This is a genomic window from Desulfosalsimonas sp. (genome assembly GCF_055149105.1).
This window is the reverse complement of record NZ_JBSRLA010000024.1, coordinates 1-24,808: the sequence shown is the minus strand read 5'-3', so window position 1 is coordinate 24,808 and position 24,808 is coordinate 1. Positions and strand designations below refer to the sequence as shown.

General features: G+C 56.1%; 19 protein-coding genes. 10 read left to right on the top strand and 9 right to left on the bottom strand.

The annotated features are described in order from the left end of the window. The first annotated feature begins 23 nt into the window (after positions 1 to 23). A complete protein-coding gene (locus tag ACTCIA_RS07685) occupies positions 24 to 2,054 on the top strand; it encodes an acyl CoA:acetate/3-ketoacid CoA transferase (RefSeq protein WP_463001223.1) in 2,031 nt (676 codons plus the stop codon). 51 nt (positions 2,055 to 2,105) lie between these two features. Here ACTCIA_RS07685 and ACTCIA_RS07680 read toward each other — a convergent pair whose 3' ends face one another. From ACTCIA_RS07680 to ACTCIA_RS07660, 5 genes are read right to left on the bottom strand one after another with little or no spacing between them, the layout of a single operon-like run. After that, positions 2,106 to 3,377 (bottom strand): sensor histidine kinase, encoded by a 1,272-nt coding sequence (locus tag ACTCIA_RS07680; RefSeq protein WP_463001222.1) that lies wholly within the window; start codon positions 3,375 to 3,377, stop codon positions 2,106 to 2,108. Next, positions 3,374 to 4,051, bottom strand: a complete 678-nt coding sequence (locus ACTCIA_RS07675) for a response regulator transcription factor (protein WP_463001221.1) — start codon at positions 4,049 to 4,051, stop codon at positions 3,374 to 3,376. The genes ACTCIA_RS07680 and ACTCIA_RS07675 overlap by 4 nt, the downstream gene beginning before the upstream one ends. Beyond that, positions 4,045 to 7,194 carry an efflux RND transporter permease subunit gene (locus tag ACTCIA_RS07670; RefSeq protein ID WP_463001220.1) on the bottom strand — a complete coding sequence of 1,050 codons (3,150 nt, stop codon included), beginning with the start codon at positions 7,192 to 7,194 and terminating at the stop codon, positions 4,045 to 4,047. Before ACTCIA_RS07670 ends, ACTCIA_RS07675 begins: the two co-directional genes overlap by 7 nt. Further along, positions 7,187 to 8,359 (bottom strand): efflux RND transporter periplasmic adaptor subunit, encoded by a 1,173-nt coding sequence (locus ACTCIA_RS07665; protein ID WP_463001219.1) that lies wholly within the window; start codon positions 8,357 to 8,359, stop codon positions 7,187 to 7,189. Before ACTCIA_RS07665 ends, ACTCIA_RS07670 begins: the two co-directional genes overlap by 8 nt. Further along, positions 8,356 to 9,621: a TolC family protein gene (locus ACTCIA_RS07660; RefSeq protein ID WP_463001218.1), complete on the bottom strand. Its 1,266-nt coding sequence runs from the start codon at positions 9,619 to 9,621 to the stop codon at positions 8,356 to 8,358. Before ACTCIA_RS07660 ends, ACTCIA_RS07665 begins: the two co-directional genes overlap by 4 nt. A gap of 807 nt (positions 9,622 to 10,428) precedes the next feature. Here ACTCIA_RS07660 and ACTCIA_RS07655 point away from each other — a divergent pair. From ACTCIA_RS07655 to ACTCIA_RS07640, 4 genes are all read left to right on the top strand, one after another. Then, positions 10,429 to 11,274, top strand: a complete 846-nt coding sequence (locus ACTCIA_RS07655; RefSeq protein WP_463001217.1) for a radical SAM protein — start codon at positions 10,429 to 10,431, stop codon at positions 11,272 to 11,274. Further along, complete coding sequence (locus tag ACTCIA_RS07650; RefSeq protein ID WP_463001216.1) at positions 11,256 to 12,110, top strand: substrate-binding domain-containing protein; 855 nt, start codon at positions 11,256 to 11,258, stop codon at positions 12,108 to 12,110. The genes ACTCIA_RS07655 and ACTCIA_RS07650 overlap by 19 nt, the downstream gene beginning before the upstream one ends. Then, a complete protein-coding gene (locus ACTCIA_RS07645) occupies positions 12,103 to 12,909 on the top strand; it encodes a 4Fe-4S binding protein (RefSeq protein ID WP_463001215.1) in 807 nt (268 codons plus the stop codon). Before ACTCIA_RS07650 ends, ACTCIA_RS07645 begins: the two co-directional genes overlap by 8 nt. A gap of 236 nt (positions 12,910 to 13,145) precedes the next feature. Next, complete coding sequence (locus ACTCIA_RS07640) at positions 13,146 to 15,464, top strand: PAS domain S-box protein (protein WP_463001214.1); 2,319 nt, start codon at positions 13,146 to 13,148, stop codon at positions 15,462 to 15,464. A 33-nt stretch (positions 15,465 to 15,497) separates the two neighbouring features. Here ACTCIA_RS07640 and bioD read toward each other — a convergent pair whose 3' ends face one another. From bioD to ACTCIA_RS07620, 4 genes are read right to left on the bottom strand one after another with little or no spacing between them, the layout of a single operon-like run. Further along, positions 15,498 to 16,121: a dethiobiotin synthase gene (gene bioD, locus ACTCIA_RS07635; RefSeq protein WP_463001213.1), complete on the bottom strand. Its 624-nt coding sequence runs from the start codon at positions 16,119 to 16,121 to the stop codon at positions 15,498 to 15,500. Beyond that, positions 16,118 to 17,296 (bottom strand): aminotransferase class I/II-fold pyridoxal phosphate-dependent enzyme, encoded by a 1,179-nt coding sequence (locus ACTCIA_RS07630; protein ID WP_463001212.1) that lies wholly within the window; start codon positions 17,294 to 17,296, stop codon positions 16,118 to 16,120. The genes bioD and ACTCIA_RS07630 overlap by 4 nt, the downstream gene beginning before the upstream one ends. A 16-nt stretch (positions 17,297 to 17,312) precedes the next feature. After that, entirely contained in the window at positions 17,313 to 18,593 is a 1,281-nt protein-coding gene (bioA, locus tag ACTCIA_RS07625) for an adenosylmethionine--8-amino-7-oxononanoate transaminase (RefSeq protein ID WP_463001211.1), read from the bottom strand. Beyond that, positions 18,586 to 19,560 carry a biotin--[acetyl-CoA-carboxylase] ligase gene (locus tag ACTCIA_RS07620; RefSeq protein WP_463001210.1) on the bottom strand — a complete coding sequence of 325 codons (975 nt, stop codon included), beginning with the start codon at positions 19,558 to 19,560 and terminating at the stop codon, positions 18,586 to 18,588. Before ACTCIA_RS07620 ends, bioA begins: the two co-directional genes overlap by 8 nt. 274 nt (positions 19,561 to 19,834) lie before the next feature. Between ACTCIA_RS07620 and ACTCIA_RS07615 the strand changes: the two genes are divergently transcribed. From ACTCIA_RS07615 to ACTCIA_RS07595, 5 genes are read left to right on the top strand one after another with little or no spacing between them, the layout of a single operon-like run. Continuing rightward, entirely contained in the window at positions 19,835 to 20,377 is a 543-nt protein-coding gene (locus tag ACTCIA_RS07615) for an N-acetyltransferase family protein (RefSeq protein ID WP_463001209.1), read from the top strand. 17 nt (positions 20,378 to 20,394) lie between these two features. Beyond that, positions 20,395 to 21,492: a M20 family metallopeptidase gene (locus ACTCIA_RS07610; protein WP_463001208.1), complete on the top strand. Its 1,098-nt coding sequence runs from the start codon at positions 20,395 to 20,397 to the stop codon at positions 21,490 to 21,492. Between the two features lie 20 nt (positions 21,493 to 21,512). Then, positions 21,513 to 22,445 (top strand): DUF362 domain-containing protein, encoded by a 933-nt coding sequence (locus ACTCIA_RS07605; RefSeq protein WP_463001207.1) that lies wholly within the window; start codon positions 21,513 to 21,515, stop codon positions 22,443 to 22,445. A gap of 1 nt (position 22,446) precedes the next feature. Then, positions 22,447 to 24,108: a 4Fe-4S binding protein gene (locus ACTCIA_RS07600; protein ID WP_463001206.1), complete on the top strand. Its 1,662-nt coding sequence runs from the start codon at positions 22,447 to 22,449 to the stop codon at positions 24,106 to 24,108. A 60-nt stretch (positions 24,109 to 24,168) separates the two neighbouring features. Next, complete coding sequence (locus ACTCIA_RS07595; protein ID WP_463001205.1) at positions 24,169 to 24,705, top strand: hypothetical protein; 537 nt, start codon at positions 24,169 to 24,171, stop codon at positions 24,703 to 24,705. The last annotated feature ends 103 nt before the right edge of the window (positions 24,706 to 24,808 follow it).

Here is a 24,808-nt window from a genome sequence, read left to right as displayed (position 1 = left end):
CGCAAAATTACGGAGAACCAGATATGGGCCGTGAATATAAAGGACCGGAAAAACCTTCGAAACATCCGATACTCTCGACGCTGACGCCGTTTTCGGCCCAGAAGGGCAAGATCGTCACATGCGAAGAAGCCGTGGGCATCATCTGCGACAATGATACCATTGCCACCGGCGGATTCGTGGGAAACGGGTTTCCGGAACACATCGCCGTGGCCCTGGAAAACCATTTCCTGAAAACCGGATCCCCCCGGAACCTGACGCTGGTGTATGCCGCCGGCCAGGGCGACGGAAAGGACAAGGGCCTTAATCACCTGGGCCACGACGGCCTGATCCGGCGGGTGATCGGCGGACACTGGGGGCTGGTTCCCAAGGTGCAGAAAATGGCGGTTGAAAACCGGATCGAGGCCTACAACCTGCCCCAGGGGGTGATCTCGCATCTGTACCGGGATATTGCAGCCGGAAAACCCCGCACCATCACTGCGGTGGGCATCGGAACGTTTGTGGATCCGCGCAAAGGCGGCGGAAAGCTAAATGAGATGACCACCGAGGATATAGTGGAGCTGATTTCCTTTGACGGAAACGAATACCTGGCCTACCGGACATTCCCCATCAACGTGGCCATTTTGCGGGGCACCACCGCCGACACCATGGGCAACATCAGCATGGAAAAAGAAGCCCTGTTTCTGGAGGCCCTGGCCATGGCCACAGCGGCCAGAAACAGCAACGGCCTTGTAATCGTGCAGGTGGAGCGCATCGCGGAAAAAGGGAGTCTAAATGCCCGCAACGTGAAAATCCCCGGCATCATGGTCGATTGCGTTGTGGTGGCAGACCCGGAAAATCACTGGCAGACCTTCGGGGAGCGCTACAATCCGTCCTTTTCCTCTGAGATCAAGGTGCCGCTGCATTCCATGCCCGTCATGGCCCTGGATGGACGCAAAATCATCGCCCGGCGCGCGGCCATGGAGCTGGAGGCCAACTCCGTGGTCAACCTGGGCATCGGAATGCCCGAAGGCGTTGCCAACGTGGCCAACGAGGAAAGCATCCTAGACTACCTGACGCTTACCGCCGAACCCGGGGTCATCGGCGGCATTCCGGCCGGCGGCCTCAATTTCGGGGCTGCCACCAACACCGAGGCCCTGATCTCCCAGCCCGAGCAGTTTGACTTCTACGACGGCGGGGGCCTGGACATGGCATTTCTGGGACTTGCCCAGGCCGACGGCCACGGCAATCTCAATGTGAGCAAGTTCGGTCCCCGGCTGGCCGGTGCCGGCGGATTTATCAACATCAGCCAGAAGGCCAAGAAGGTAATATTTGTGGGAACCTTTACCGCCGGCGGCCTTGACGTGGAAATCCGGGATGAAAAACTCCACATCAACCAGGAGGGAAGCGCAAAAAAATTCGTGGACCATGTGGAGCACACCACCTTTTCCGGGCCCTATGCACTGGAAAGAAACCAGCCGGTGCTCTACATCACCGAGCGCTGCGTGTTCCGTCTCACAGCCAACGGCATGGAACTGGTGGAAATCGCCCCGGGCGTGGATCTGGAAAAAGATATTCTGGCGCACATGGATTTTAAACCCATCATGGACCACAAGCCCGAAATCATGGATCTCCGGATATTTTCAGACCAGGCCATGGATCTGAAAAAAGACCTGCTGTTTTTGTCAATTGACAAGCGGCTTTTCTATGACCGTGAACGCAACCTGTTTTTCGTCAACTTTGAGGGCTATGCCATCAAAAGCCGTGACGATATCGGCCAGGTGGAACAAAAAGTCCGCCGGATCCTGGAACCGCTGGGCCACAAGGTCTATACCGTGGTCAACTACGACAATTTTCAGATCTACCCGGAACTGATTCCGGAATACACGCAGATGATCAAGCGCCTTTCAGAGGATCTGTATTCCGGAGTGACCCGCTATACCACCAGCACCTTCCTGCGGGCCCGGCTGGGCGATGCCCTGCTGCGCTTCGACATTACCCCGCATATCTACACAACCGCCGAAGAAGCCCTGCAAGCCCTGGGCCGGGAAGACGAACCGTGGCATTTTCCGGAGTAAAAGGGCGGCCATGGAATTGCCGGCACATGGCCGCAAACCGGTACGCCCGGATCAGCCAAGACAGACTTCGACAAGATGGCCGTTGGTTTCTGAGCGGCGCTTATACGGCCAGCCCAGTTTTTGCGTCAATTGTTCGGTCAGCCGGAGACCAAGACCGAATCCAAGGTCCGGAGCTGCCGCATTTTCTCCGGCTGTATGGTTTTTGATTTCAACGCATCGGCATTTCTGAACGATCCAGACGGTGCCGCAACTGGTATGCTGAAACGCATTGCGGATGAGATTTCCCAGAACAATACGGGCGGCGATGCCGGGGATTGAAACCGGACAGGCGTCTGTCCCGACAATCAGCTCCACGTCCTTGTCTTTTAAAAGATAACGCGACTCCTCAATCAGATCACAGATAAGCTTCTCCAGGTCCAGCGTTTCTGCCGGAAGTTCGCCTTCACTCTCCCGGCTCAGCCAGAGAAGCGTCTCCGTGAGATGCTTCATGGTCAGGCTGGCGCGGTCGATCCGTTCGACAATCCGCTTCTGCCGGGATTCCCGGTTTCCTCCAGGATGCTGCTGGAGTTTATGCAAGAGCTCCACATTGTTCCGGATCACGCTGATCGGCGTTCTTAGCTCGTGGCTGCTGTGTTGCAGAAAAAGATGTTCCCGCTCAAGGCTTTCCTTGACCGAGCAAAGGCTGGTGCGGATCAACTCCGCCAGGTCATTGAGTTCCGGGTAGGAAAAATCAGGCGGAACCGCTTCCAGGCTGCTTTCATTGAGCCCGTGCGCCCATTGGCCAAGGGCCCTGACCGGCCGTTCCACCTGACGGATCACCAGCCAGGTGATCCCGGCCAGGGTTAACACGCTGACAAGGCTTAAAAGGAGCAGCAGATGCATGTTCTGCGCCGCCTTTCGCCCCACCAGCGGCGAGACGGAGGCACGGGCAACCGTTCGGGTGATAAAATAGCTGTCGCCGCCGCATGTCACCCGCATTACAAAATAAACCTTGTCAGGCGGGGCAAACCATCCGGCGTCATGGTTTTTCCGCATCACAGCGGTTTGAGCGGGCGGTGTCAGGACCTTGCGGATCTCATCGGGCATCTGCTGCCAGCGCCCCGCGATATGATAGCCGCTGAACAGGTTCAGCTGCCGCCGCTTGCCTGCCGGCACAGCCTCGACATAGCTTTCCACCACCTGGGCCATGTTGCCGGCAATGATACTGTCCATGCCGCGAATAAAAAACCGGGCGCTCAAAAACGAATACCCGGCAACAAGAACAAGCGCCAGGGTCAGAAAGGAGAAAGCCACAAACCATTTCAGGCGAATCTTTCTTTTCATGACGCATCTTCTGCTCTGACAGCAAATCCTTTTCCGGGGACGGTATGAAGCAAAGGCCTTGCAAAAGGGCCGTCCACGGCTTTTCGCAAATTAAAGAGATGGACTTTAAGGCTGTCGCTGTCCGGCGGCGTCTCCCCCCAAACCGCATCCATCAGTTTCTGCCTGGAAACCACCTCCGGAGATGCACGAAGAAGCGTCTCAAGGATTTTCCAGCCCGTCGGCGAAAGCCGGATCTCCCGCCCGGCCCGCGCCACGCTGCCCTCCTTCAGGTTCATTTCCAGATCCCCGCATCGCAACACCCGGATTTGGCCGCTTCGTCTGTGAGCCAGTGCATGGATTCTCGCCACCAGTTCCTTTAGTTCAAACGGTTTCACCAGGTAGTCGTCGGTTCCGGCTTCAAAACCCGCCAGCTTTTCGCCCAACCGATCCCGGGCGGTGAGCATCAGGATTGGCGTATCATTTCCCGCGGCGCGCAGCCGTTCACACAGGCTCAGGCCGTCCAGGCGAGGAAGGTTCAAATCAAGAAGAAGCACATCATAGGCGTTTTCCCCGGCCAGCTGCAATCCCGCCACTCCGTTGCTGGCGTAATCACAGACAATGGATTCCAGCCCAAGATAGTCTCCCACGGTTTCTGCAAGATCGAAATCGTCCTCAATCAGAAGCACGTTTAGCACGGCTGCGCCTTCTTTTGTAAGAGATTGATTTGCGGTCGGATACGCGAAAGCCGTTCTCCCGCATCATGCCGGATCATCAGGAGCACCGGAATCAGAATCAGCGTAATAACGGTGGCGAAAATGATGCCGTAAGCCATGGAAACGGCAGCGGGAATCAGAAACCGGGCCTGCATGGACGTCTCGCTCAGAAGCGGCACCAGACCGGCAAACGTGGTCAGCGAGGTGAGCAGCACGGCCCGCAGCCGGTTTTTGCCCGCCCGGCTGATGGCTTGCACCAGGTCCGCTTCCTCCTCCTTTAAGCTGTTATACGTTGAAACCAGCAGCAGGCTGTCGTTGACCACGACCCCGGATAAGGCAATGATACCATTTAAAGATAAAATTCCCAATGAAAGATCATTGAGCCAGTGGCCGAGCATGGCGCCCACAATCCCGAAGGGGATGGCCGTCATGATGAGAATCGGCTGGATATAGGATTTAAGCGGCACCGCCAGCAGAAAATAAATAATGAGCAGGGCAAGCAAAAACATTTTCAGCATGGAGGTCTGGGTTTTTGCCTGTTCTTCGGCTTCTCCGGCAAAGTGAATGTCCAGGCCGGGATACTGATTTTTCAGTCCGGGCGCGATGTCCCGCTGCAGCTGGCTGACCAGCTCGGTGGAAGAAAGGGTGTCCTTGTCCACATCCGCCGATATATAGACGGCGCGTTTGCCGTCGATGCGGGTAATCGTATCCCGGGTAAAACCGTAGCCCGCCCTGGCAACCGCGGAAAGCGGCAGCACTGTTCCGTCCGCTGTGCGGACATTGGCATCCAGCACATCCGCGGCGCTTTGCCGGGCGGATTCCGGGTAGCGGACCTTGACCTCGATCTCGTCGCTTCCCCGCTGGAACCGCTGAACGACCTGGCCGTTAAACGCTTGTAAAATCTGCTCGGCCAGCATATCCATGCTCAGGCCAAGGGCGCGCCCCTGCTGCGTCAGTTCAAAACGAAGCTGCGGCTGGCCGGGTTCGAGATTGTCTTCAATGCCGCTGACACCCGGAATTTTACAAAGCCTTTCCTTGAATGCCCGGCCCGCGGCGGTCAGTATCTCATCATCGTTTGCCCGCAGCTCAATACGCAGGGCATCGACCATGGCCGGCACGTTCTGAATGCTTACTGTCCGGGTGCCTTCCGGCAGGCCGGCCGCTTCCCGCCATTGTTTCGTAAACGTGTCGATATCATAAGGGGCCGTCTTTTTGAGCTCCACCCTGACCGATCCGGACTGATCGGCCTCGGACAGCACCTGAAGATTGGCGATGCCTGTTTCGCCATCATCTGTGCCGCAAAGCCGCCGGCCGGTTTCATAGGCGCTTTCCTCCAGGAGATTTAAAGCCGCATGGGTCCGGCCGAAGCTGGCATCGTTTTCCATCGTCAGTTGGGCGCGGACGGTATCGCCCGGGATATCGGGGAAAAAGCTCACCTGCAGCGCACCGGTCAAAGGCATTGTCACAACCAGAACAAAAATCGTCATAAACAAAACAACAACCGCATACCGGTATTTGAGCGCCCTGTCAATTACCGGCCCGTAACAGCGCCGGTTAAACCAGGAAAGCCCCTTGTCCGCGCCGGTCTGAATCTTCTGCCAGCCCCGCAGCAGCGGATTTTTGCTCACCTGCGGCCGGGTGTTGAGATGAGCCAGGTGGGCGGGCAGAATCAGTTTGGACTCAACAGCCGAGAGCATGAGGCAGATGGCCACGATCATGGCGAACTGGGCGTAAAGTTCCCCCAGGTGCCCGCTGGTCTGCGAAATCGCATAAAATGCCGCCACTGTGGTAAAGACACCGAACAAGGTCGGCATCGCCACCTGCCGGGTTCCCTTGATCGTGTTCTCCACCGTGTCGCCAAGGGCGGAACGCGTGGTGTAAACGTTTTCTCCGATCACCACGGCATCGTCGACCACGATACCCAGGGCAATGATAAAGCCGAAAGTGGTCATTTCATTGAGCGTGAGCCCGGCAAAGGCATCGCCCATGAAATAAAGGGTGCCCAGAAACACAAAGGGCAGTCCCATGGCCACCCAAAACCCCACCCACAGGTTTAAAAAAACGGCCAGCAGGACAAACACCAGGGCAATACCGGCCAACGCATTTTTGATCAGAAGCTGCAGGCGCTCCGTGATCCTGGTGCTGCGGTCATACCAGCTCGAAAGCGCCGCGCCTTCTGGCAGATTGCCGTTTTTCCGCCATTGCCCGATCACCTGCCGGGCACCGGCAACCGAATCTGAAATGTCGTCCTGCCCGGTGGTAATGACCTGCAGGGCGATGCCGGGATGGCCGTTAAAACGCGACAGCACCGAGGTGTCATCATCGAAGGTGTCACGGATCAAGGCCACATCGCCCAGCCGCACCCGGCTGCCGTCATTTCGGGTCAGAAGCGGAATGGCAGCGAAAGCTTCCTTGTAATAGGCCTGCTCCGAGGCCTTGAGCTGGAGATATACACTCTCGTTTCTCAGCACGGCTGTTGCCGTGTTCGAAGACTCCTGGTTAACAGCCGTCTCCACATCCGCCAGCGACAGTCCATAAGCCTGAAGCGCCCCCTCGTCGATTTCAATGGCCATCATCGGATCAAGCCACCCGGAAATGGTCACCCGGTTGACATAAGGATTGGCAAGCAAATCTGTTTTGAGTTCATCGGCAAGCTGCTGCAGCGTGTGCCGGCCGGCGTCGCCGTAGAGCTGGAGCCAGAGCGAATGCTCTTCCCGCTCCGCTTTTTCGATAACCGGTTTTTCCGCTGCAACAGGAAAGTTGGAGATGGCATCCACCTTGGCCTTGACGTCTCTTAACAGCAAATCGAGATCATAGTCCGCCTGTTTCTCAACGGTCACGGTACTGCCCCGCCGTGTGGAGGAACTGGTGATCGATTCGATGCCGGTGACATCCTCGAGCTGATCCTCGATTTTTATCGCCACCCCCTCCTCGGATTGTTTGGCTGATCCGCTGTCATAGGTGACCGAAATCGTCAGGCTGTCGGGCTCCATGCCGGGGAAGGCTTCCTTGCGCAAGTTTGCCGCCTGAAAAAGGCCAAGCACAATAAGGAGCACCAAAAGCAGATTGGCGGCCACCGGGTTGGTGGCAAACCAGGCGATAATCCCTTTCATCGAATTATCCATGGGCCCCCTCCGCAACCGGCTGGACCCGCATTCCCCGCATATAACCGGTCAGCGGATGAACCAGAACGCGCTGTTTGTTTTCTCTCAAGGTCTCTGGCACGGACACATAGATGGCCTCCTCATCGCTGAAACACACTGCTGCCGAAAACGCCGCCAGCGTATGGTCGTCCTTGACGTACCAAATCTCGCCCTCCTGGCTCAAAGCCGAGCCCGGCAGTTTCCAGAGATTTTCCATGCTGCGGCCGAAAATGGTCGCTTTGATAAAGGTCCCGGGCAGAAGAGGCGGTTTTAAATCCAGCGGATGATCAACCACCAGAATCAGATCCCGCTGCCGGGTTTCCTGCTCAAGGTGCTGTTTGGCCCGCAGGACCCGGGATGACCAGGTTTGTCCGTTTCCGATATTTTGAACTTCCGCATTCCAGTCGCCGCTTTCAAGCAGCTTTGCCCCGGGCAGCCTGGCCCAATCCTTGGCAGACAGGGAAACAGAGATTTCAGCCCTGTCCGTACTGTAAAGCCTGGCCATATCAGTACCGGCCTGGACGTAGCTTCCCGGAGAAATCATACGTTCAACCACCAGTGCATCAAAGGGCGCGGCAATACGGGTCCGGGCAAGATCCTTGCGGGCGTTTGCCAGAGCGGCGCGGGCATTGGCCACGGCGGCTTCAGCGGCCGCCACCTGCGGCTTGCGAAGAACCAGTTCGGATTCGGGTTTCCCGCTCACCCCGGAAGCCTCCCATTCGGCTTTGGCCTGCACGGCCTCGCGATTTTCTTCCAGCAAATTAAGCTGCGCATCACTTAAATCCTGCTTTGCGGCGGCCACTTCCGCCCGATAATCGGAATCTTCCAGCCGGGCCAGGATCTGTCCTTTTTTAAACCGCTTTCCGGGTTCGAAATCTTCGGCCAGGGACTGCACCCGGCCGGACACCTGTGAAGCCAGCGTCAGATCAAAATGCGGAGAAGCCGCTGCATGGGCGGTCACGCTGGCCCGGTAGCGGCCTGTACCAACGGTGATGACCGACACATGCGGGTATTGTTCAGCGGTTTTTTTAACCGGTACCGTCCGGTTCGCATGCTCCTTTATCCTGTGCTGAATATAAAAAACCGCGGCCAGCAGAACAAAAATGGCCGCCAAAAGAATGAACCATTGTGAAAAACGTCGTATCATTGTTTCACTCCAAGGCCGAGCGCCAGGCCGAGATCAATCCGGTTGACCAGGCGCTCATGAATCAGGTTGTTTAATTGTAGTTCAAGATCGTAGGTCTGTTCCTGGACATCGAGAAGATCCAGCATACCGGCCAGACCGGCCCGGTATTTTTCCCGGTACTGCAAGCGGTTGCTGCGCGCCGAGGTCAGGGCGGTGTTGATATGCCTTACCCGCTTTTTCAGCGCCCGCTCCCGGCCGACGGCGTCTTCGACTTCATTTACGGCATCGAGCAAGGTCTCGCGGTATGCCTGATAGGCTTTTGCGGTTTCCAGCCCGGAGATTTCGGCCGCGGCTCTCAGTTTTCCGCCCTGGTAAAGGGGCGCGGTCAACCCGGACAGCAGCGACCAGACCGGATCAGTCAAAAGGGCAGCACCGGGGGTGTCGGCCACGTCTTCAAGGGCCGCCTCCAGGTCAATGCTGGGCAAAAGCGCCTTGTAGGCTGCGCTGGCCCGCAGGCTTTCGGCCTCAATGGTCAGGTAGGCGGCCTTGAGGTCGGGACGGCGCTTCAGGGTCTGCGCCGGAAGAGAAACCAGCGGGGGGACGACCGCGGGATAATCGGCCGGAAGGGTGAGAGCAGGCCCGGCCTCCCGCCCCAGAAGGGAGTTAAGGGCCCGCCGCTGCCTGGCCAGGTTTTCCCGGTATTCTTCCAGGCCGGCCCGGGAGCTTGCCGTACGGGTACGGGCGCTGTCCAGGTCCTCAAGGGTCCCCAGCCCGTTCTTGTAACGCCCCAGAATAAAGGCTTCGTTTTTTTCAAGCACGTCAAGACGTTTCTTTTCAATTGCGATATTTTTTTGCGTGGCGATCAGCTCCAGCCAGGCCTTCATCACCTCGGCGCCCAGGGTATCCCGGGCGGACTGGTAAAGGGCCTGCTGTTGGGCCGCATCTTTTCCCGCCGCCCGGCTCTCATCGGCCAGTTTCCGCCACAGGTCCACCTCCCAGCCGATGGAAAGGGAGCCGGTATAGCTTGGATCCGTGTCCTCCTCTTTGCCGGCCGTATAGCCCCCTTTGATTTCCGGCAGCCGGTCTCCGAAAGTCTTCCGGTATTGGACCTGTCTGATGCGCAGGGTCAGCAAGGTCTGCTGCAAATCCGGATTGGCCGCCAATGCCTCATCCACAAGGGCCTCCAGCTCAGGGGAATTGATCAGGTCCCCCAGAATGGCGGCCTGCTCCCCTTCATCCAGCACGGACCAGCGCTGGATCCGCTCTCGATCCTGATCCGCCAATGCTGCGTAATCCTTCTTCAGCCCCATACTGCAGGCGCTTGAAAACAGGATGACAAGGAAGAGAAGAAAAAAAATGCCTTTTGTCCGTACACGGTTCCGCATTGTCCCTTTTTCCCCCTTAACCAAGGACTTCAAATGCAATTTTGATGGCGCCGTAAAAGGCCTAAAACGGATATCACCGTCAACCACTAAAGAGACAACTTATTGATTTTACTTAACACTTAATCACTTAACACTGCCTGTAAAAAAGACTTTTTACAGGCCCATCAATTTTGGAATGCATAACACTTTTGCGTTTTTTTGTTTTAGCTACGCAGGACATGTAACAGGCAGGAGGTTAAGACGCGGTTAAGACCGCCATTTGCAGTACAGGCGCTTTATGCATTCTGACCATGCCGGTTTATCCGACCCTTCGGCATTGTTCCCTGGCGGTAGGTTCCGGCAGTTTTCCAGACCCATCAAACCGCTCCGGCACGCCCAGTGCAGCCTTGCCTTGTCACCATTACAGGGACAGCGATCCTTCGCTTAATCTATAGATAATTTCAATATTGTTAAATATATTTATAAATATAAAATATTGGAAAAAGCACTCCATTCACACTAAGTTACGCTCTTTTGTCGATGGCATCGTAAAAGCCCAATATCTGCGTTACGCGCGATTTCTCAGAATTTCACGTAGGATAACGACGCTGCATTCTTCAAAATCGCGCAAGCCTTGCCCTTGAGCTTTTACGGCGCCATCTGAAAATCGACTTTTGAAGAGCACTTTTTTGTTTATAACTGGAAATTTTCTGAAAAAGGAGCCGAATGGAGTTATCCGCCGCCCCTGTTGCCGATCACCCGTGCATGAGCGACAGGGCTCATCACCGCATCGCAAGGATCCATCTGCCCGTTGCCTCCCGCTGCAACATCCGCTGCGCCTATTGCGAGCGCGGGATCGGCCGTGAATTGAACCAAAAAGACCGCCCCGGCATTTGTGAAAAAATCCTTTCGCCCAAAGAGGCGGTGAATGAAGCCCGAGACTTTCTTTGCGAGCAAGGCGAGCAGGCAGTTGTAGGGATTGCCGGGCCGGGCGATCCGCTGGCCAACCCGGAGACCTTTACAACCCTTTCCCTGATCAACCGGGAACTGCCTCACGCGCGGCTCTGCCTGTGCACCAACGGCCTGAACCTGCCGGGTGCTGTTGAAAAACTCAAAAAAATGAGGGTCGCGTTCCTGAGCGTGACAGTAAACGGTGTGGATCCAAATGTCACCGCACAAATCCATTCAGATGTGAGAAGCGGGGAGAGGCGGCTGGATGGCATCCGGGGGGCGGGGCTTCTGCTGAAGCGCCAGGTTGAAGGCATTCAAAAGGCGCTTGAGGCCGGCATTTATATAAAGGTGAACACCGTGGTGATCCCCGGGATAAACGACCGCCATATTACAGAAATTGCAAAATTCGTTTCAAATCTCGGTGTCGGGGTGTTCAACCCCATGCCGCTGATTCCGGCCGCCCGGCTGGGCCACTGCCAAACGCCCGATGCAGCGATGATGGCAGCAATTTACAAAGCGTGCCACCCTTACCTGCATGTATTCAGATCCTGCAAACAATGCCGGGCCGATGCCCGGGGAATTCCGGGAAAGGAGTCCTGCAAATGGAAAAAGATCGCCTGAACCGACGCGCCTTTCTAAAAACCGGCAGCCTTGCCCTTGGGGCGGGTCTTTTCACGGGAGCCGCCGCTTTTGCCGGCAGCTTCACGAATAGCGCACTTCAGGCCTGGTCCTGCGGCGGACTGGCCGAGGCATTTCAACCCGCCAACCATGCCTTTGAACAAAAAACCGGCGCTGCCATTGCCTACACCGGGGCGTTTGCCGGAGCCCTTGGTAAATCGCTTTTGTCCGGCACATCCCAAACCGAGGTGTTTGCCCCGCGGGTTCTGGAACTGGCGCGAAAACTCAGAGCACAGGGCAAAATGCGCTGGTTTGAGCCATTGTGCTTTACCCGCTACGTGGTGGCCACGCCCAAAGGCAATCCCGCCGGAATCGAAGGAATCGCGGACCTGGCCCGCGACGATGTCCGGACGGTTCTCTCCCCGGATGCCTCCCCCCCTGGCGGCAAGGCGAGTCTGATCATAATGGAGAAGGCCGGAGTGATTGAAAAAGCCCGAAAAAATGCCGTCCAATTGGGAGACTGCGTTCAAACGGCCATGACCGTGCTTGCCGACGGAAAAGCGGATGCGGCGGTGATCGAGCAGCGCATCAGCCGGCTGCCCTGCTTTGCGGGACGGCTTGAGGTCCTGCCGATTCCCGAAAAATTCATTCCGCCGGCACCCGTTCCTTTTACTATCGGCATGATGAAATGGGCGAAAAACCCGGACCTGGCCGAAGCGTTTATTGAATACATCCTCTCGGAAAAGAGTCAGCGCTTTTTTGAAGCGGCAGGCTTCATCCACGCGCGCTCCTCCGAAGGCCGGCGATTGACCCGCAAATACGGAGTTATTGATGCTTAAAACATTTTTCAGCAACTGGAAACGCCGGATCGTCCAGATCGTATCATTGGGTCTGATCGGCGAATGGTCTTTTTACGGCATTTTCAGATGCCCCTTTGCCGTTCCCTATATTGGATGCGGCAATTGCCCGGTTATCCAATGTCCGGGACGCAGTCTCTGGCTGTGGAGCTGGATTCTGATCGGCGGGTCCGTACTTGTTTTCGGCCGGGCCTTTTGCGGCTGGATCTGCCCGGGCGGCCTGGTCTCAGAGATCCTCTCCATGGGATCGTTTTTCAAAAACAAGTTAAAGCAGCGGGTAAGCGCCGGTCTTGCCTACGGAAAATACTTTGTGCTGACACTTGCCCTTTATTTCTTTTTTCTGGCCCAAAACCCGCGATGGGCCATCCCCATCCGCACGGGAGATTTTTTTAAATCCGTGGGCCTCACCTTTGAACATGCAGACCCCATATGGATCTATAAAACCCTGTTCGTGCTTGCAGCCCTGGGCCTTGGCCTGGCTGTGCCCATGTTCTGGTGCCGGTTTCTGTGCCCCACGGGCGGCGCAATAGAAATCCTTTCCCGTTTTTCCCTTTTTGGCTTTTTAAAAAACGCCCGTTGTTCGGACTGCGATCAGTGCAGGCGCCGTTGCCACCTGGAGACCCGGCCTTCAGAAATCAACTGTGTCCAGTGCGGCGACTGCAAGGAAACGTGTAAACCAAACGCCATTGAATGGAAAAGTCCCCTTGCTCCATGGCTAAATCCGGATACAAATTTTGGAAGCGGGCAGGCCCCGTCGGCAGATAGAACGCATTTCCTTTAATTGATGGGGGAAAAACAGCGTATCGCCTCCCCCGGGATTTCCGGATTCATTCGGAAACCCAAATCTGCCGCTGTTGGCCAAACCCGATGCCCCCCTGCTTGCCCCATTTCCCGCCCTGCTTGAAACCGCCTATACTATTGCGGCCTTTCCTGCTATAATAATTCAGTTTTAAGATCCTGGAGAATAATCAGATTATCCGAAATGCCCGATCACTGAAAGGCCAAAAGGAGCTGATCATGCAGGAGAAACATCCTTCAAAACCTTCGGACCTGCCATCCCTCACGCCTCAGGATTACCAGGACATGTTGATGAACGCGCCTGTGGGAGTATTCTCCAGCACACCCGAAGGGTGTTTTCTTTATCTCAATGTCGCCCTGGCAGAAATATTTGGCTATGCATCGCCGCAGGAAATGATGGCGTCGGTTAAAAACGTTGCCAAAGACCTCTATGCCGATTCCAAAGACAGAAAAAAAGTTTTGCGCCTGCTGGAAGAAAACAAAGCAGTGCGCAACCACGAATGCCGCTTTGTTCGAAAAAACAACACTACCTTTTGGGCCTCTTACAGTGTTCGCGCCGTTCACAACGAAAAGGACGGAAAGCTTTATTATCAAGGTTTTTTATCAGATATAACAGAACGAATATTGGAAAAAGAAGCCTTGTTAAGGACACAGTTCGCCATGGATCGGGCACCGGACAATATTCTCTGGATCAATAGTGCCGGCCATATTGTGTATGCAAACCATTCATCCTGCAACTCCCTTGGATATTCACGTGATGAACTGCTTTCCATGAAGATATTCGATATCGATCCGGAATTCTCCCCGAATCAATGGGAGCAACACAAAGAGAAAAGGCGCCGGGTGGGCACCATGGCCTTTGAATCCCGGCACATTACAAAGGACGGGCGCATCTTCCCGGTTGAGATCCGAAGCAATCATTTCGAGTATAACGGCGATGAGTTGTCGCTTACTTTTGATCGTGACATTACCGAGCGTAAACGCACGGAACAAGCCCTGCGGGAGAGCGAAACCCGCTTCCGGCAATTGTTTAAAATGGCCCCCACACCCATGGCCCATGTCTCCAAAGACGGCCGGGTTCTTGATGTAAACGATGCTTTCCTTGACATAATCGGCTATTCAACCGATGACGCACCAACCCTGGAGCAGGCATGGCAACTTTCGTTCGAGGATAGCGACCAAAAAGAAATCATGAGCACAAAATGGCAAAATGAACTGGAACGGGCCCTGGCTGAAAACGATGATCAGATCGAAGCCATGGAGTGTCCGGTGCGCTGCAAGGATGGCAATGAACGCCGCATGATTATCAGCACCCGTGTGATAGAAGACCGCATTATTTTAAGTTTTTTTGACATCACTGCGCACCATCAGGCGGAAGCGGAACGGAAACGGCTTCAGGAGCAGCTTCACCAGTCTCAGAAGCTCGAGGCTGTCGGTGTTCTGGCCGGCGGCGTGGCCCATGATTTCAACAATATGCTGGGAACGATCATGGGGTATGCCGAACTTGCCATCAACGACACGGGCCCGGCGGATCCCGTCCGCGGAAAAATTGAAGCCATCCTGGATGCAGCCCGGCGTTCGGCGAGCCTTACCCGTCAACTGCTGGCCTTTGCCCGCAAGCAGACCATCGAGCCGGTGGTATTTGATCTCAATACTGCGGTTGAAGGCATCATGGAAATGATACGCCGGCTGATTGGCGAACATATTGAACTGGCCTGGCTGCCGGGAGACACGCCCTGTACAATCTGCATGGACCCCGTTCAACTCGATCAGATTCTTGTCAATCTATGCGTCAACGCAAGGGATGCCATTGCGGATATCGGCCGGATCACCATTGAAACAAACGCTGTTTCATTTGATGCGGATTATTGCCAAACCCACGCGGAATTCCTGCCGGGCGATTACGTGCTTCTGGCCGTGAGCGACAACGGCTGCGGCATGGCCAACGAGACACTCAGCCATATTTTTGAACCGTTTTTTACCACCAAGGGCCTGGGCATGGGAACCGGTATGGGGCTTTCCACCGTGTACGGCATTGTTCGGCAGAATCAGGGTTTTATCAATGTTTACAGCGAACCGGAAAAAGGCACTACATTTAGAATTTATTTGCCCAGAAGCGCCGCCGATTCAGCAGAGGCAAAACCGCAGCGAACTGAAACCATCCGGAAAAGCCGGGGAGAGACCATCCTGATCGTAGAGGATGAACCGATGCTTTTGGAGCTGGGCATGATGATGCTCCAACGGCTGGGATACTCGGTTATCGCCGCGGCCACGCCCCACGAAGCCATACAGGCAGTCAGGGAAAACGCTGGAGAAATACAGCTTTTTATTACGGACGTGGTCATGCCGGAAATGACCGGCCGGGATCTGGCCGAACGGCTTCAGGAAATCCGGCCGGACATGAAATGCCTTTTCATGTCCGGCTACACAGCCAATGTTATCGCCCATCAGGGCGTATTGGACAAGGGCATCAACTTTATACAAAAACCTTTTTCCCTCAACGATCTGGCAGAAAAAATCCGAGAGATTCTGAATTGATCCGGGAACCCGCGCCTGCAAAGATGTTCTGCGTTACTGAAAAAATTGCTGAAAACTTTGGGCCAGTATTTTTGCATTCACCCGCCCAAGAGGCGGAATCTCCGCCGGAAGGGGGACTTTTCCATAGCAGGCAATGGCTTGCCGGTTCTCCGGGTTGGGCTCTCCGTTTAACACAACGCCGGCAACGTCGATTTCACGCCGCTTTAAATGTTCCAGGGAAAGCAGGGTGTGGTTGATGGTTCCAAGGCCGCTTTTGGCAACAAGCAAAACAGGCAGGTCAAGATGCTTTATCAGGTCTGTGATCATGGCTTTTTCGTTAAGGGGAACCATGATGCCCCCGGCGCCTTCGACAATGAGGGAGCCGGTGCATTCAGGCAGCGCAAAGGCCTCAAGATCGATGCAAACACCGTCGGCCCTGGCGGCGGCGCGCGGAGACAGGGGCCGGGAAAGCCGATATGTCTCTGGGTGAAAATGACGCTGCGCAAGCCCGGTGACCCTCTTGATCCAGCCGGTATCAGATCCTTGCGCATCGCCGCTTTGAACCGGTTTCCAGTAGGTTCCTTTCAATCCCGCCATGAGAATGGCGGCAGTCATGGTTTTTCCGATTCCCGTGTCTGTTCCGGCAATGAAAAACTGTTTCGGCAGTGCCAGGGTCATTTGCGTTTGTCCCTTTTCCATCGATCCAGGGCGTCTATAAGCCGGTTGAGGTGTTGGTCTGTATGAAGCGCTGTAAGGGCCAGGCGAATCCGGGATCGTCCATTTTCAACCGTGGGCGGCCGAATGGCCATGGCCAGAATGCCGGAATCTTCGAGCCGGCCGGCAAGGGCAAGCGTTTCGGCTTCGCTGCCAACGATAATCGGAATGATATGCGTTGCTGACAAACCTGTGTCCCAGCCCATGCGATGCAGCTCCGCTCTCAGCTCCCGGGCCTTTTCCATAAGCTGCTTGCGCTCCCGGTCCATCTCGGGCACCAGATCCAGGGCCGCATCCACGGCTCCCATCACCGACGGCGGAAGCGCCGTGCTGTAAATAAATCCGGAACAACAATTGATCAGATAATCCCGCATTTCTTTTGAAAAAGTGCCGTAAGCGCCAAAAGACCCCAGCGCCTTGCCAAATGTGCCCATGCAGCAATCCACCGCAGTCCCGGCGGTCAGCCCCATGCCCCGCGCTCCCGCAACCCCTGTTGCATGGGCTTCGTCAACAACCAGAATCGCCCCGTAATTTCGTGCCATTTCAACCAGCTGCTTGACGTCACTGCTGTCTCCGTCCATGCTGAAAATGGATTCAGTGACAATAAAGATGCGGCTGTAGTCCAGGTAACGGCTTTTGTGCAATATCTCTTCAAGGCGGGCCAGGTCATTGTGGCGAAAAACCGCAAGGGCGCAGCGGCAAAGGCGGGCGCCTTCGATGATGCTCCGGTGATTAAGCCGGTCGGATAAAATCAGCGATTTTTTGTCTGCCAGGGCCGGAAGAAGCGACAGGTTTGCCTGAAATCCGGAGTTGAAAATCAGTGCTGCTTCGGCCCCCTTCAGCCGGGCGAGTTTTTCTTCCACCGCTTCTGCACAGGGCAGGGTGCCGCACACCAGCCTGGACGCCGTGGCTCCGGCCCCATAGCGATCCATAAACGCCTTTGCCCTTTCCCGCAGCAAGGGGTGTCGGGCCAGGCCAAGATAATCATTGGAACAAAAATTGATTAAAGACTGCCCGTTTCGTTTAACCATGACCCCGTCGCAGGGCGTGACAGGAACCAGATAACGCAAATGGTTTTCCTGCTTGCGCCGGGCCAGTTCTTCCTGCATAAAATATGTGGCAGGGGTGTGGTTTGCCATTAAGGGTCCCTGTTCATTACAGACTTTGGGCAACCCTGACAATGGTCCGGGTCAGAAGATCCAGATCATTATCAGAGATGATGTAAGGCGGCATTGTATAAATCAATTTTCCAAAAGGACGGATCCAGACGCCTTGGTTCACGAACTGTTTCTGGACGGCTGCAAGGTCCACCGGTGTTTTCATTTCCACAACACCGATGGCGCCCAGTGCCCGGACATCGGCCACGCCTGAAAAACCCCGGCAGGGGGCCAGTCCGGACAGAAGGCGTTGCTCAATGCGATGGACGTTTTCCCGCCAGGGGCCGTCGAGCAGGAGCCGAATGCTCGCTGCGGCCACCGCGCAGGCCAGGGGATTTGCCATGAATGTGGGGCCGTGCATAAGCACGCCGCCGTTTTTGGAAATACCCCGGCTTACCCGGTTTGTGGCAAGGGTGGCGGCCAGGGTCATGTAGCCGCCTGTAAGCGCCTTGCCCAGGCACATGATATCCGGCGAAATGCCCGCATAATTACAGGCAAAGAGTTCGCCTGTTCGTCCGAATCCGGTGGCGATTTCATCGGCCACGAGCAAAACGTCATGGGCATCGCAGAGCATTTTCACCTGACGCAGATATTCCGGGGAATAAAAGCGCATACCTCCGGCGCCCTGCACGATGGGCTCGAGAACCACCGCAGCCAGTTGCTGGTGACGGGCTTCCATGAGTTGTTTGAAATCCTGGATATAGGCATCATCCCAGGGTTCGTCAAACCGGCACCCGGGGCTTTCGGCAAAATAATGCTGCTGCAGCACGGAAGTAAAATGTTCGTGCATACCCGTCACCGGATCGCACAGGGCCATTGCTCCGAACGTATCCCCGTGGTATCCGCTGCGAACCGTGAGAAACCGGTTTTTTTCAGGACATCCCATGCCGTGCCAGTATTGAACAGCCATCTTGATGGCCACTTCAACGCTTACCGAGCCGGAATCGGCAAAAAAGACCTTCTGCAGCGGTTCAGGAGTGAGGTCCACGAGCATTGATGCGAGCGCCACAGCCGGCTCATGGGTTATGCCGCCGAACATGACATGGCTCATCCGGTCGATCTGGTCGTGGGCGGCATTGTTTAAAACCGGGTGGTTATACCCGTGAATCGCCGCCCACCAGGAAGACATGCCGTCGATAAGCGCCTGACCCTCGGCTGTATAAAGCCGGACCCCGTCGGCAGACACGATCATGGTCGCCAAAGGCGGGTGAGCAATGGATGCGTATGGATGCCAGACATGATCACGGTCCTGTTGCGCCAGCCAGTGCCGCCTATCCATGGGCACCTCCCTTGAAAAACAGATCCCCGCTGGTGACCCGCTGACGGATGCCGCCGGCGCATTCCATGACAAGCGCACCGCGGTCGTCGATATCCACGGCCTTGCCTTCAATGGATTGCCTGCTGCCGACAACCGTGACGTGTTTTCCCAGGGTATGGCTTTTTTCTTTCCACTGTTTCCGCAACGGCTCAAACCCCTCTGTTTGGAACATATCAAGCGCCCCTTCGAGTTCATAAAGGATATCGCCAAGCAGTTGCACCCGGTGCACGGTGCGGGCTGATTCAATGGCAAGCGAGGTGCTCGTCGGCCGGATTTCAGGGGGCAATTGCTCGGATGCGGCAGCCACATTCACACCAATGCCAATGACCACCCAATCCAGGCGATCCATTTCCGCGCTCATTTCAACGAGAATACCCGCTGCTTTTCGTTTTTTGATCAGCACGTCATTGGGCCATTTCAAGCCGGGGGCCACGGTGGTGTATCGCTGTATTGCCCGGGCCAGGGCCACGGCTGCCACCAAAGGCAACCCGGCGGCACCGTCAAGTGTGATGCCGGGGCGCAGTATAACCGAAAAATAGAGTCCTCCGGGCGGCGATGCCCATGACCGGCCCAGGCGCCCGCGGCCGGCACTCTGGGTTTCCGCAACAACGATCGTACCTTCAGAACTCCCCTGAATGGCCAGTTTTTTGGCGTGATCCTGGGTTGATTGCATCTCCCTGCAGGAAATGATCTTTCGGTCCTGGATACGGGTTTGGAGATTCTCTGCAATTTCTGCGGCAAGAAGGCTGTCCGGCACGCTGTCGAGTGTATAGCCAAGCCTGGGCGATGAGGAAATCCGGTAGCCTTCCCTGCGAAGCTGATTGACATATTTCCAGACAGCAGTGCGGGAGATACCCAGTTCCGAGGCCAGGGATTGGCCTGAAACGACCCGCGTCTGTTTCAGTGATTTGAGAACCGCATCTTTCATGGCGAAATGGGTATCCCGGATGCGCTTTAATGTCAACCAAATTTATTAAATTGGTTGACATTAAAATCTCCTGTCCGGCATTTCATGTTTGCCAAAAATGTTGCCGGCCTGGTCAATTTCGCATCTTCTCTGCCAAATCCGTGTTTACATGCATCATATGCATGTATATATTTGTTTTGATGGTAACCCGAATTGAGTGTTTCAGACTTTTACAAGCAATTCATTTGAATTGAACCTGTTAAACCAACGCAAAAGAAAGGAGTTTTTGTCACCCATGACAGAAGTGGCTGAGTCAGACAGTGCCCAACCCGCTAGAACCAAAAAGCAGGCGGTCAAAATCCGCGAAATGACAATTGATGATCTGGCAGACGTGTTTCACCTGGGAGAGCATCTGTTTGTGGCCAGAAAGGCGCCCAACACATACCGTGCCTGGGATGAATACGAGGTGGCGGATTTGTTTTACAGTGACACGGAATTCTGCCTGGTGGCCGAGCATGAAAACGAGATCATCGGATTTGCCCTGGGCACCACGGTGAGCAAAAACCGATCCGCCTGGAAATACGGCTATCTTCTTTGGCTGGGTGTGCTGCCGGAATATCAGCGTTCGGGAATTGCCGAGCGCCTGTTTTACAGATTCAAGTCCATTATGCTCCACGACGGAGTGCGCATTCTGGTTGTGGACACCGAGGCCGACAACATGCCCGCCATTCATTTCTTCGAGCACCAGGGTTTCGGCAATCCCCAGCAGCACGTGTATCTGACAATGAATCTCGACCAGGAACGCCAGCGCATGAAAAAGCGCGAAAACGGCCACTAAAACAAAACAAATATGAAATGATCAGCAAAGACCGGCTCAAAAAACTCTTCCAGCGGCTGGTGGACATCTACAGCCCGTCGGGCAAGGAAAACGATATCCTGGACTATCTTCGGGGGTATCTGAAGCGAAACAGCATTGCCGCAACAGTCCAGTCCGTGGATGAAACCCGCTACAACCTGGTGGTGCTGCCGGAAAACGGCCAGGCCGAACTGGCCTTAATCGGCCACGTGGATACGGTCACGGCCTACGATATCGAGGACTACGGCTGGCACGAAAAACAGGATACCATTTCCGGGCTGGGCACTGCGGACATGAAATCCGGGTGTGCGGCCATGGTGGAAGCCTTTCTGGCGCTGCGCCAGGCTTACGGCCCCCTCCTGCCCGCAGCCCTGTGCCTGGTGGTGGGCGAAGAGGAAAACGGAGACGGTGCGGCCCGGCTCATCGAGGACTATCATTTTCCCTGGGCGGTCATCGGCGAGCCCACCAACCTGGTGGCCTGCCTGGGATGCTACGGGTACCTGGAAACCCAGATGGTGAGCACGGGCAAACGCCTGCACGCATCTCTGGCCAACAACCGGGAAAACACCATCGAGGTGCTGCTTCAGATGATGATGCGCATATCCCAGTACATGCGTGATCAGCGGCCCGAGCTGGTCTACAATTTCCGGGATCTTTACAGCAGCCGCTCCGGTCTCACGGTGCCGGACCGCTGCGAGGCATGGCTGGACGTGCACCTGCCCCCGGATGCGGCCATCGGCGAAATCGTCACGGAATTAGAAGATGCCTGCCTGCCGGCTGATACGGGAAATTCCCGCATTGAAACCCGCTTTCACATCGAAACCATTGACGCCGGCTACCGGCTTCCGGAAAAAGGACCGGTGGTGGAGGCGGTCCGGGATGTTTTCACACGGATGCAGATGACCTGGCAAAGCGGGGATTTCCGCAGCCATTCAGACGCCAATCAGCTCTGGGCCGCGGGCATCAAGCCCATGGTGCTGGGCCCGGGCCGGCTGGAAAACGCCCACGTGCACGACGAATGTGTATCCTTCCCGCAGGTGGCACAGGCCGCGGAAATTTATCTGGGCCTGATGCAGCAGTTGTTCTGCGGGCAATGAGCCAACAGACAAGGAGTTTTATGAAATCGCTGATAAAACCCATTGACCGGCGCACCTTTTTAAAACAGGTCCGGGGCCTGGCCTGCTTTGCCGGCGCCTCCATGCTGGTTCCCGCAAGCCTGTGGGCCCAGAACAAAATGCCGGATCTGGCTGTTGTCAACGGCGAAATCGAACCCGCCGTGAAAAAGGCCGTGGATATGCTCGGAGGCATGTCGCGGTTTGTGAAAAACGGCAGCCGGGTGGTGATCAAGCCCAACATGAGTTTTGCAAGCGGCCCGGAACGGGCCGCCAACACCCATCCCCTGGTGGTCAAGACCCTTGCGCAGCTCTGCCGCCAGGCCGGGGCCGGCCGGGTGCTGGTGTTGGACAACCCCCTGGCACCGGCTGAGCAGTGCATTGAAAACTCCGGTATTGGCGCGGCCTGCAGCGCCATTGAAAAAGACATGGCCCAGACGGTCTCAGACCCGTCCCGGTTTCGGGAAGTGGAGATTTCCGGGGCCAAAAGCCTGAAACAAACCGATGTCATGCGCGAAGTGCTAAACGCGGACGTCCTTATTGCCGCCCCCCAGGCCAAGTCCCATTCCGGGGCCGGTGTCAGCCTTTCCATGAAAGGCATGATGGGCCTGATTTCCAACCGGCGGGTCATGCACCGGCTGGATCTTCACGAATCCATTGTGGATCTGGCATCGCTTCTGACCCCGGATCTGGTGGTGGTCGATGCCAGCCGCGTGCTGTCCTCGGGCGGGCCCGGCGGGCCGGGCACGGTGCTGACCCCAAAGACAATTATTGCATCCGCGGACATGGTGGCGGCAGACGCCTATACGGTATCGTCCTTTGAATGGTACGGCAGCCGCTATTCCGCAGACCAGATCAAACATATCCGTATGGCCCACCAGCGGGGCCTGGGGCGCATGGATATTGACAAGCTGAAAATCGGCAGGGCCACGGTATAAAATGATGTTTCGCCGCCTGGCCCGGGCCGTGTGCCTGGCGATTTTTCTGGTGCTGCTGGCCGGTGCCGGAAAAATCGCAGCATCGGATCTTTTCCTGCGAATGGATCCCGCCCTTACCGGGTTGACTGCCCTGGCCATGCGGAGCCTGACCTGGATATGGCTGCCCGCGGTCGGGGTGATGGCCTCGGCCCTGTTGGCAGGCCGAATCTTTTGCGGCTATATCTGCCCCATGGGCACCACCATTGATGCGGCAGACAAGTGCCTGCTGGCCCCGGGCTTGAAAAAACAAAAAGCTTCATACGCCCCTTCTGCCCGGCTGAAGTATTACATCCTGGCATTTGCCGCCGGCGCCGCGCTTTGCGGGGTCACATTCGTTTACTGGGCCGCGCCCCTGTCTTTAATCACCCGGTTTTACGGCCTGGTGGTCTATCCGGTGGTCCTGATGATAGCCGATCAGGCCGTATCCGCGTTTTACCCAATAGCCAGCCGTCTGGATCTGCGCACCCTGATGTTTCTGGAAATCGATCCGCCCCGGTTTGCCACGGGTTTTTTCGTGCTCCTGTTTTTTGCCGCAGTGTTTGCCGCAGCCAAAATCTCGCCCCGGTTCTGGTGCCGGTATTTGTGTCCTTCCGGGGCTCTGCTGGCGGTTTTGTCCAGAAAACCCCTGATCCGGCGCCGGGTTTCCCCTGATTGCAATGAGTGCGGCATTTGCGTGCGCAACTGCCCCATGGCCGCCATTGACCCGGACGCACCCCAACAGAGCCGCCATGAAGAGTGCATTGTCTGCCGGCAATGCGCATCCATCTGCCCCAAAAATGCCGTGGCCTTTTCCGCAGATGCTTCCGCGGCCCGGCGCCTGCAGCCAGCGGTTTCCCCGGGGCGCCGGCAGTTGCTTTTCTCCGGGATAGCCGGTGCGGCAACGGCATCCGTTGCCTTAACCGGCTTAAACGTGGTGGCCCGGGATCTTTCAGAAAAGGGCACTGTGCGGGATACCCGCATGATCCGTCCGCCAGGGGCCCTTCCGGAACCCGATTTTCTGGAAGCGTGCGTGCGCTGCGGCCAGTGCATGGCCGCATGCCCAACCAACACTTTGCAGCCGGTCTGGTTTGACGCCGGTCTTCTGGGGCTGTTTTCCCCGGCGGTCACACCCAGAAGAAAATACTGCGATCCCGAATGCACGGCCTGCGGAAATGTATGTCCCACCGGCGCCATTCAAAAAATTGCATCTGCCGAGCGCACCTGGGCCAAAATCGGCACAGCCGTGATTTACCGGCAGCAGTGCCTGGCATGGGAATACAAAAAAAGCTGCATGGTCTGCGACGAGGTCTGTCCCTATGACGCCCTTGAATTTGAAAAGCGCCCGGACCTGCCCTATCCGGTGCCCCATGTGAAAGAAGACCGCTGCGCCGGCTGCGGCCATTGCGAGCATGCCTGCCCGGTCTATAACCAAGCGGCCATTGTGGTCACCCCCATGGACGCGCTTCGGCTGCAGCCCGGCCAATCCTTTGAATACGCAGCCAAGAGCCGGGGATTTAAACTGAAGGTGGAACCGGTTGGCCAAAAACCGTCTTCAGCTCAACCCGCCTATCCCGGCGCAGGCCCACCGGACGGCCCGGCCCGTCAAACCCCGGGCATGGCACCGGGATTTGACGAAGGCGGATAAAAATAGTAAAAACATTATTTTGCCCCAAAGCGCCAAGCCAAACAAAAGACATTGGAAATTATGGAAGAACAAGACCAGCAGGAACAAAATCCGGAAAAAAGCGCCGTTGAAAAAGCAGGCGAGGATCTTTTCAATTTTGCCGTGGACCGCGAAGACATCCGGGAACTCATGGCTCAGCTGCCCGAAAACGCGGATGTCAATGCCACAACCGTGGAGTATGAACTACCCCTGCTCAAAATCATCACCGTGGGATGGGCTGCGCCCTATCTCATGGAAAACAGCCGGCACAAGCCCGAACTCATGGAAGTTTACTGGAATGCGGTGCGCGCCTTTTCTCAAAACCTGTCAGGCACGGCCGGATTGATGACCGGTCAGGACATCGATTATTTCCAAGTGGTCAAGCAGCGGTTTCACACCTATCTTGCCGCCATGGGCGCCAATCCCGGGGCCGGGGATCCGGCCGCGGTCATCGGCCCGGAGTTTGCCAAAGCCTGCGGAAACAGCGATGACGTGTTCACCGTCCTGATCGGCTCGCGCATGTTTGTGGGCACGGTCAACTGCGTACGTGAATATCTCAAAGCCTTTTCCATCATTTAACCAGTGATGGCGCCGTAAAAAGTCCAATATCTGCGTTACGCGCAATTTCTCAGAATTTCACGTACGGATAAGTACGCTGCATTCTTCGAAATTGCGCAAGCCT

What these genes read in the sequence shown, in the direction of transcription:
- ACTCIA_RS07685 (WP_463001223.1), top strand. Translation starts at nt 24, where the DNA reads ATGGGCCGTGAATATAAAGGACCGGAAAAACCTTCGAAACATCCGATA.
- ACTCIA_RS07680 (WP_463001222.1), bottom strand. Translation starts at nt 3,377, where the DNA reads ATGAAAAGAAAGATTCGCCTGAAATGGTTTGTGGCTTTCTCCTTTCTG.
- ACTCIA_RS07670 (WP_463001220.1), bottom strand. Translation starts at nt 7,194, where the DNA reads ATGGATAATTCGATGAAAGGGATTATCGCCTGGTTTGCCACCAACCCG.
- ACTCIA_RS07665 (WP_463001219.1), bottom strand. Translation starts at nt 8,359, where the DNA reads ATGATACGACGTTTTTCACAATGGTTCATTCTTTTGGCGGCCATTTTT.
- ACTCIA_RS07655 (WP_463001217.1), top strand. Translation starts at nt 10,429, where the DNA reads ATGGAGTTATCCGCCGCCCCTGTTGCCGATCACCCGTGCATGAGCGAC.
- ACTCIA_RS07650 (WP_463001216.1), top strand. Translation starts at nt 11,256, where the DNA reads ATGGAAAAAGATCGCCTGAACCGACGCGCCTTTCTAAAAACCGGCAGC.
- ACTCIA_RS07645 (WP_463001215.1), top strand. Translation starts at nt 12,103, where the DNA reads ATGCTTAAAACATTTTTCAGCAACTGGAAACGCCGGATCGTCCAGATC.
- ACTCIA_RS07640 (WP_463001214.1), top strand. Translation starts at nt 13,146, where the DNA reads ATGCAGGAGAAACATCCTTCAAAACCTTCGGACCTGCCATCCCTCACG.
- bioD (WP_463001213.1), bottom strand. Translation starts at nt 16,121, where the DNA reads ATGACCCTGGCACTGCCGAAACAGTTTTTCATTGCCGGAACAGACACG.
- ACTCIA_RS07630 (WP_463001212.1), bottom strand. Translation starts at nt 17,296, where the DNA reads ATGGCAAACCACACCCCTGCCACATATTTTATGCAGGAAGAACTGGCC.
- bioA (WP_463001211.1), bottom strand. Translation starts at nt 18,593, where the DNA reads ATGGATAGGCGGCACTGGCTGGCGCAACAGGACCGTGATCATGTCTGG.
- ACTCIA_RS07620 (WP_463001210.1), bottom strand. Translation starts at nt 19,560, where the DNA reads ATGAAAGATGCGGTTCTCAAATCACTGAAACAGACGCGGGTCGTTTCA.
- ACTCIA_RS07615 (WP_463001209.1), top strand. Translation starts at nt 19,835, where the DNA reads ATGACAGAAGTGGCTGAGTCAGACAGTGCCCAACCCGCTAGAACCAAA.
- ACTCIA_RS07610 (WP_463001208.1), top strand. Translation starts at nt 20,395, where the DNA reads ATGATCAGCAAAGACCGGCTCAAAAAACTCTTCCAGCGGCTGGTGGAC.
- ACTCIA_RS07605 (WP_463001207.1), top strand. Translation starts at nt 21,513, where the DNA reads ATGAAATCGCTGATAAAACCCATTGACCGGCGCACCTTTTTAAAACAG.
- ACTCIA_RS07600 (WP_463001206.1), top strand. Translation starts at nt 22,447, where the DNA reads ATGATGTTTCGCCGCCTGGCCCGGGCCGTGTGCCTGGCGATTTTTCTG.
- ACTCIA_RS07595 (WP_463001205.1), top strand. Translation starts at nt 24,169, where the DNA reads ATGGAAGAACAAGACCAGCAGGAACAAAATCCGGAAAAAAGCGCCGTT.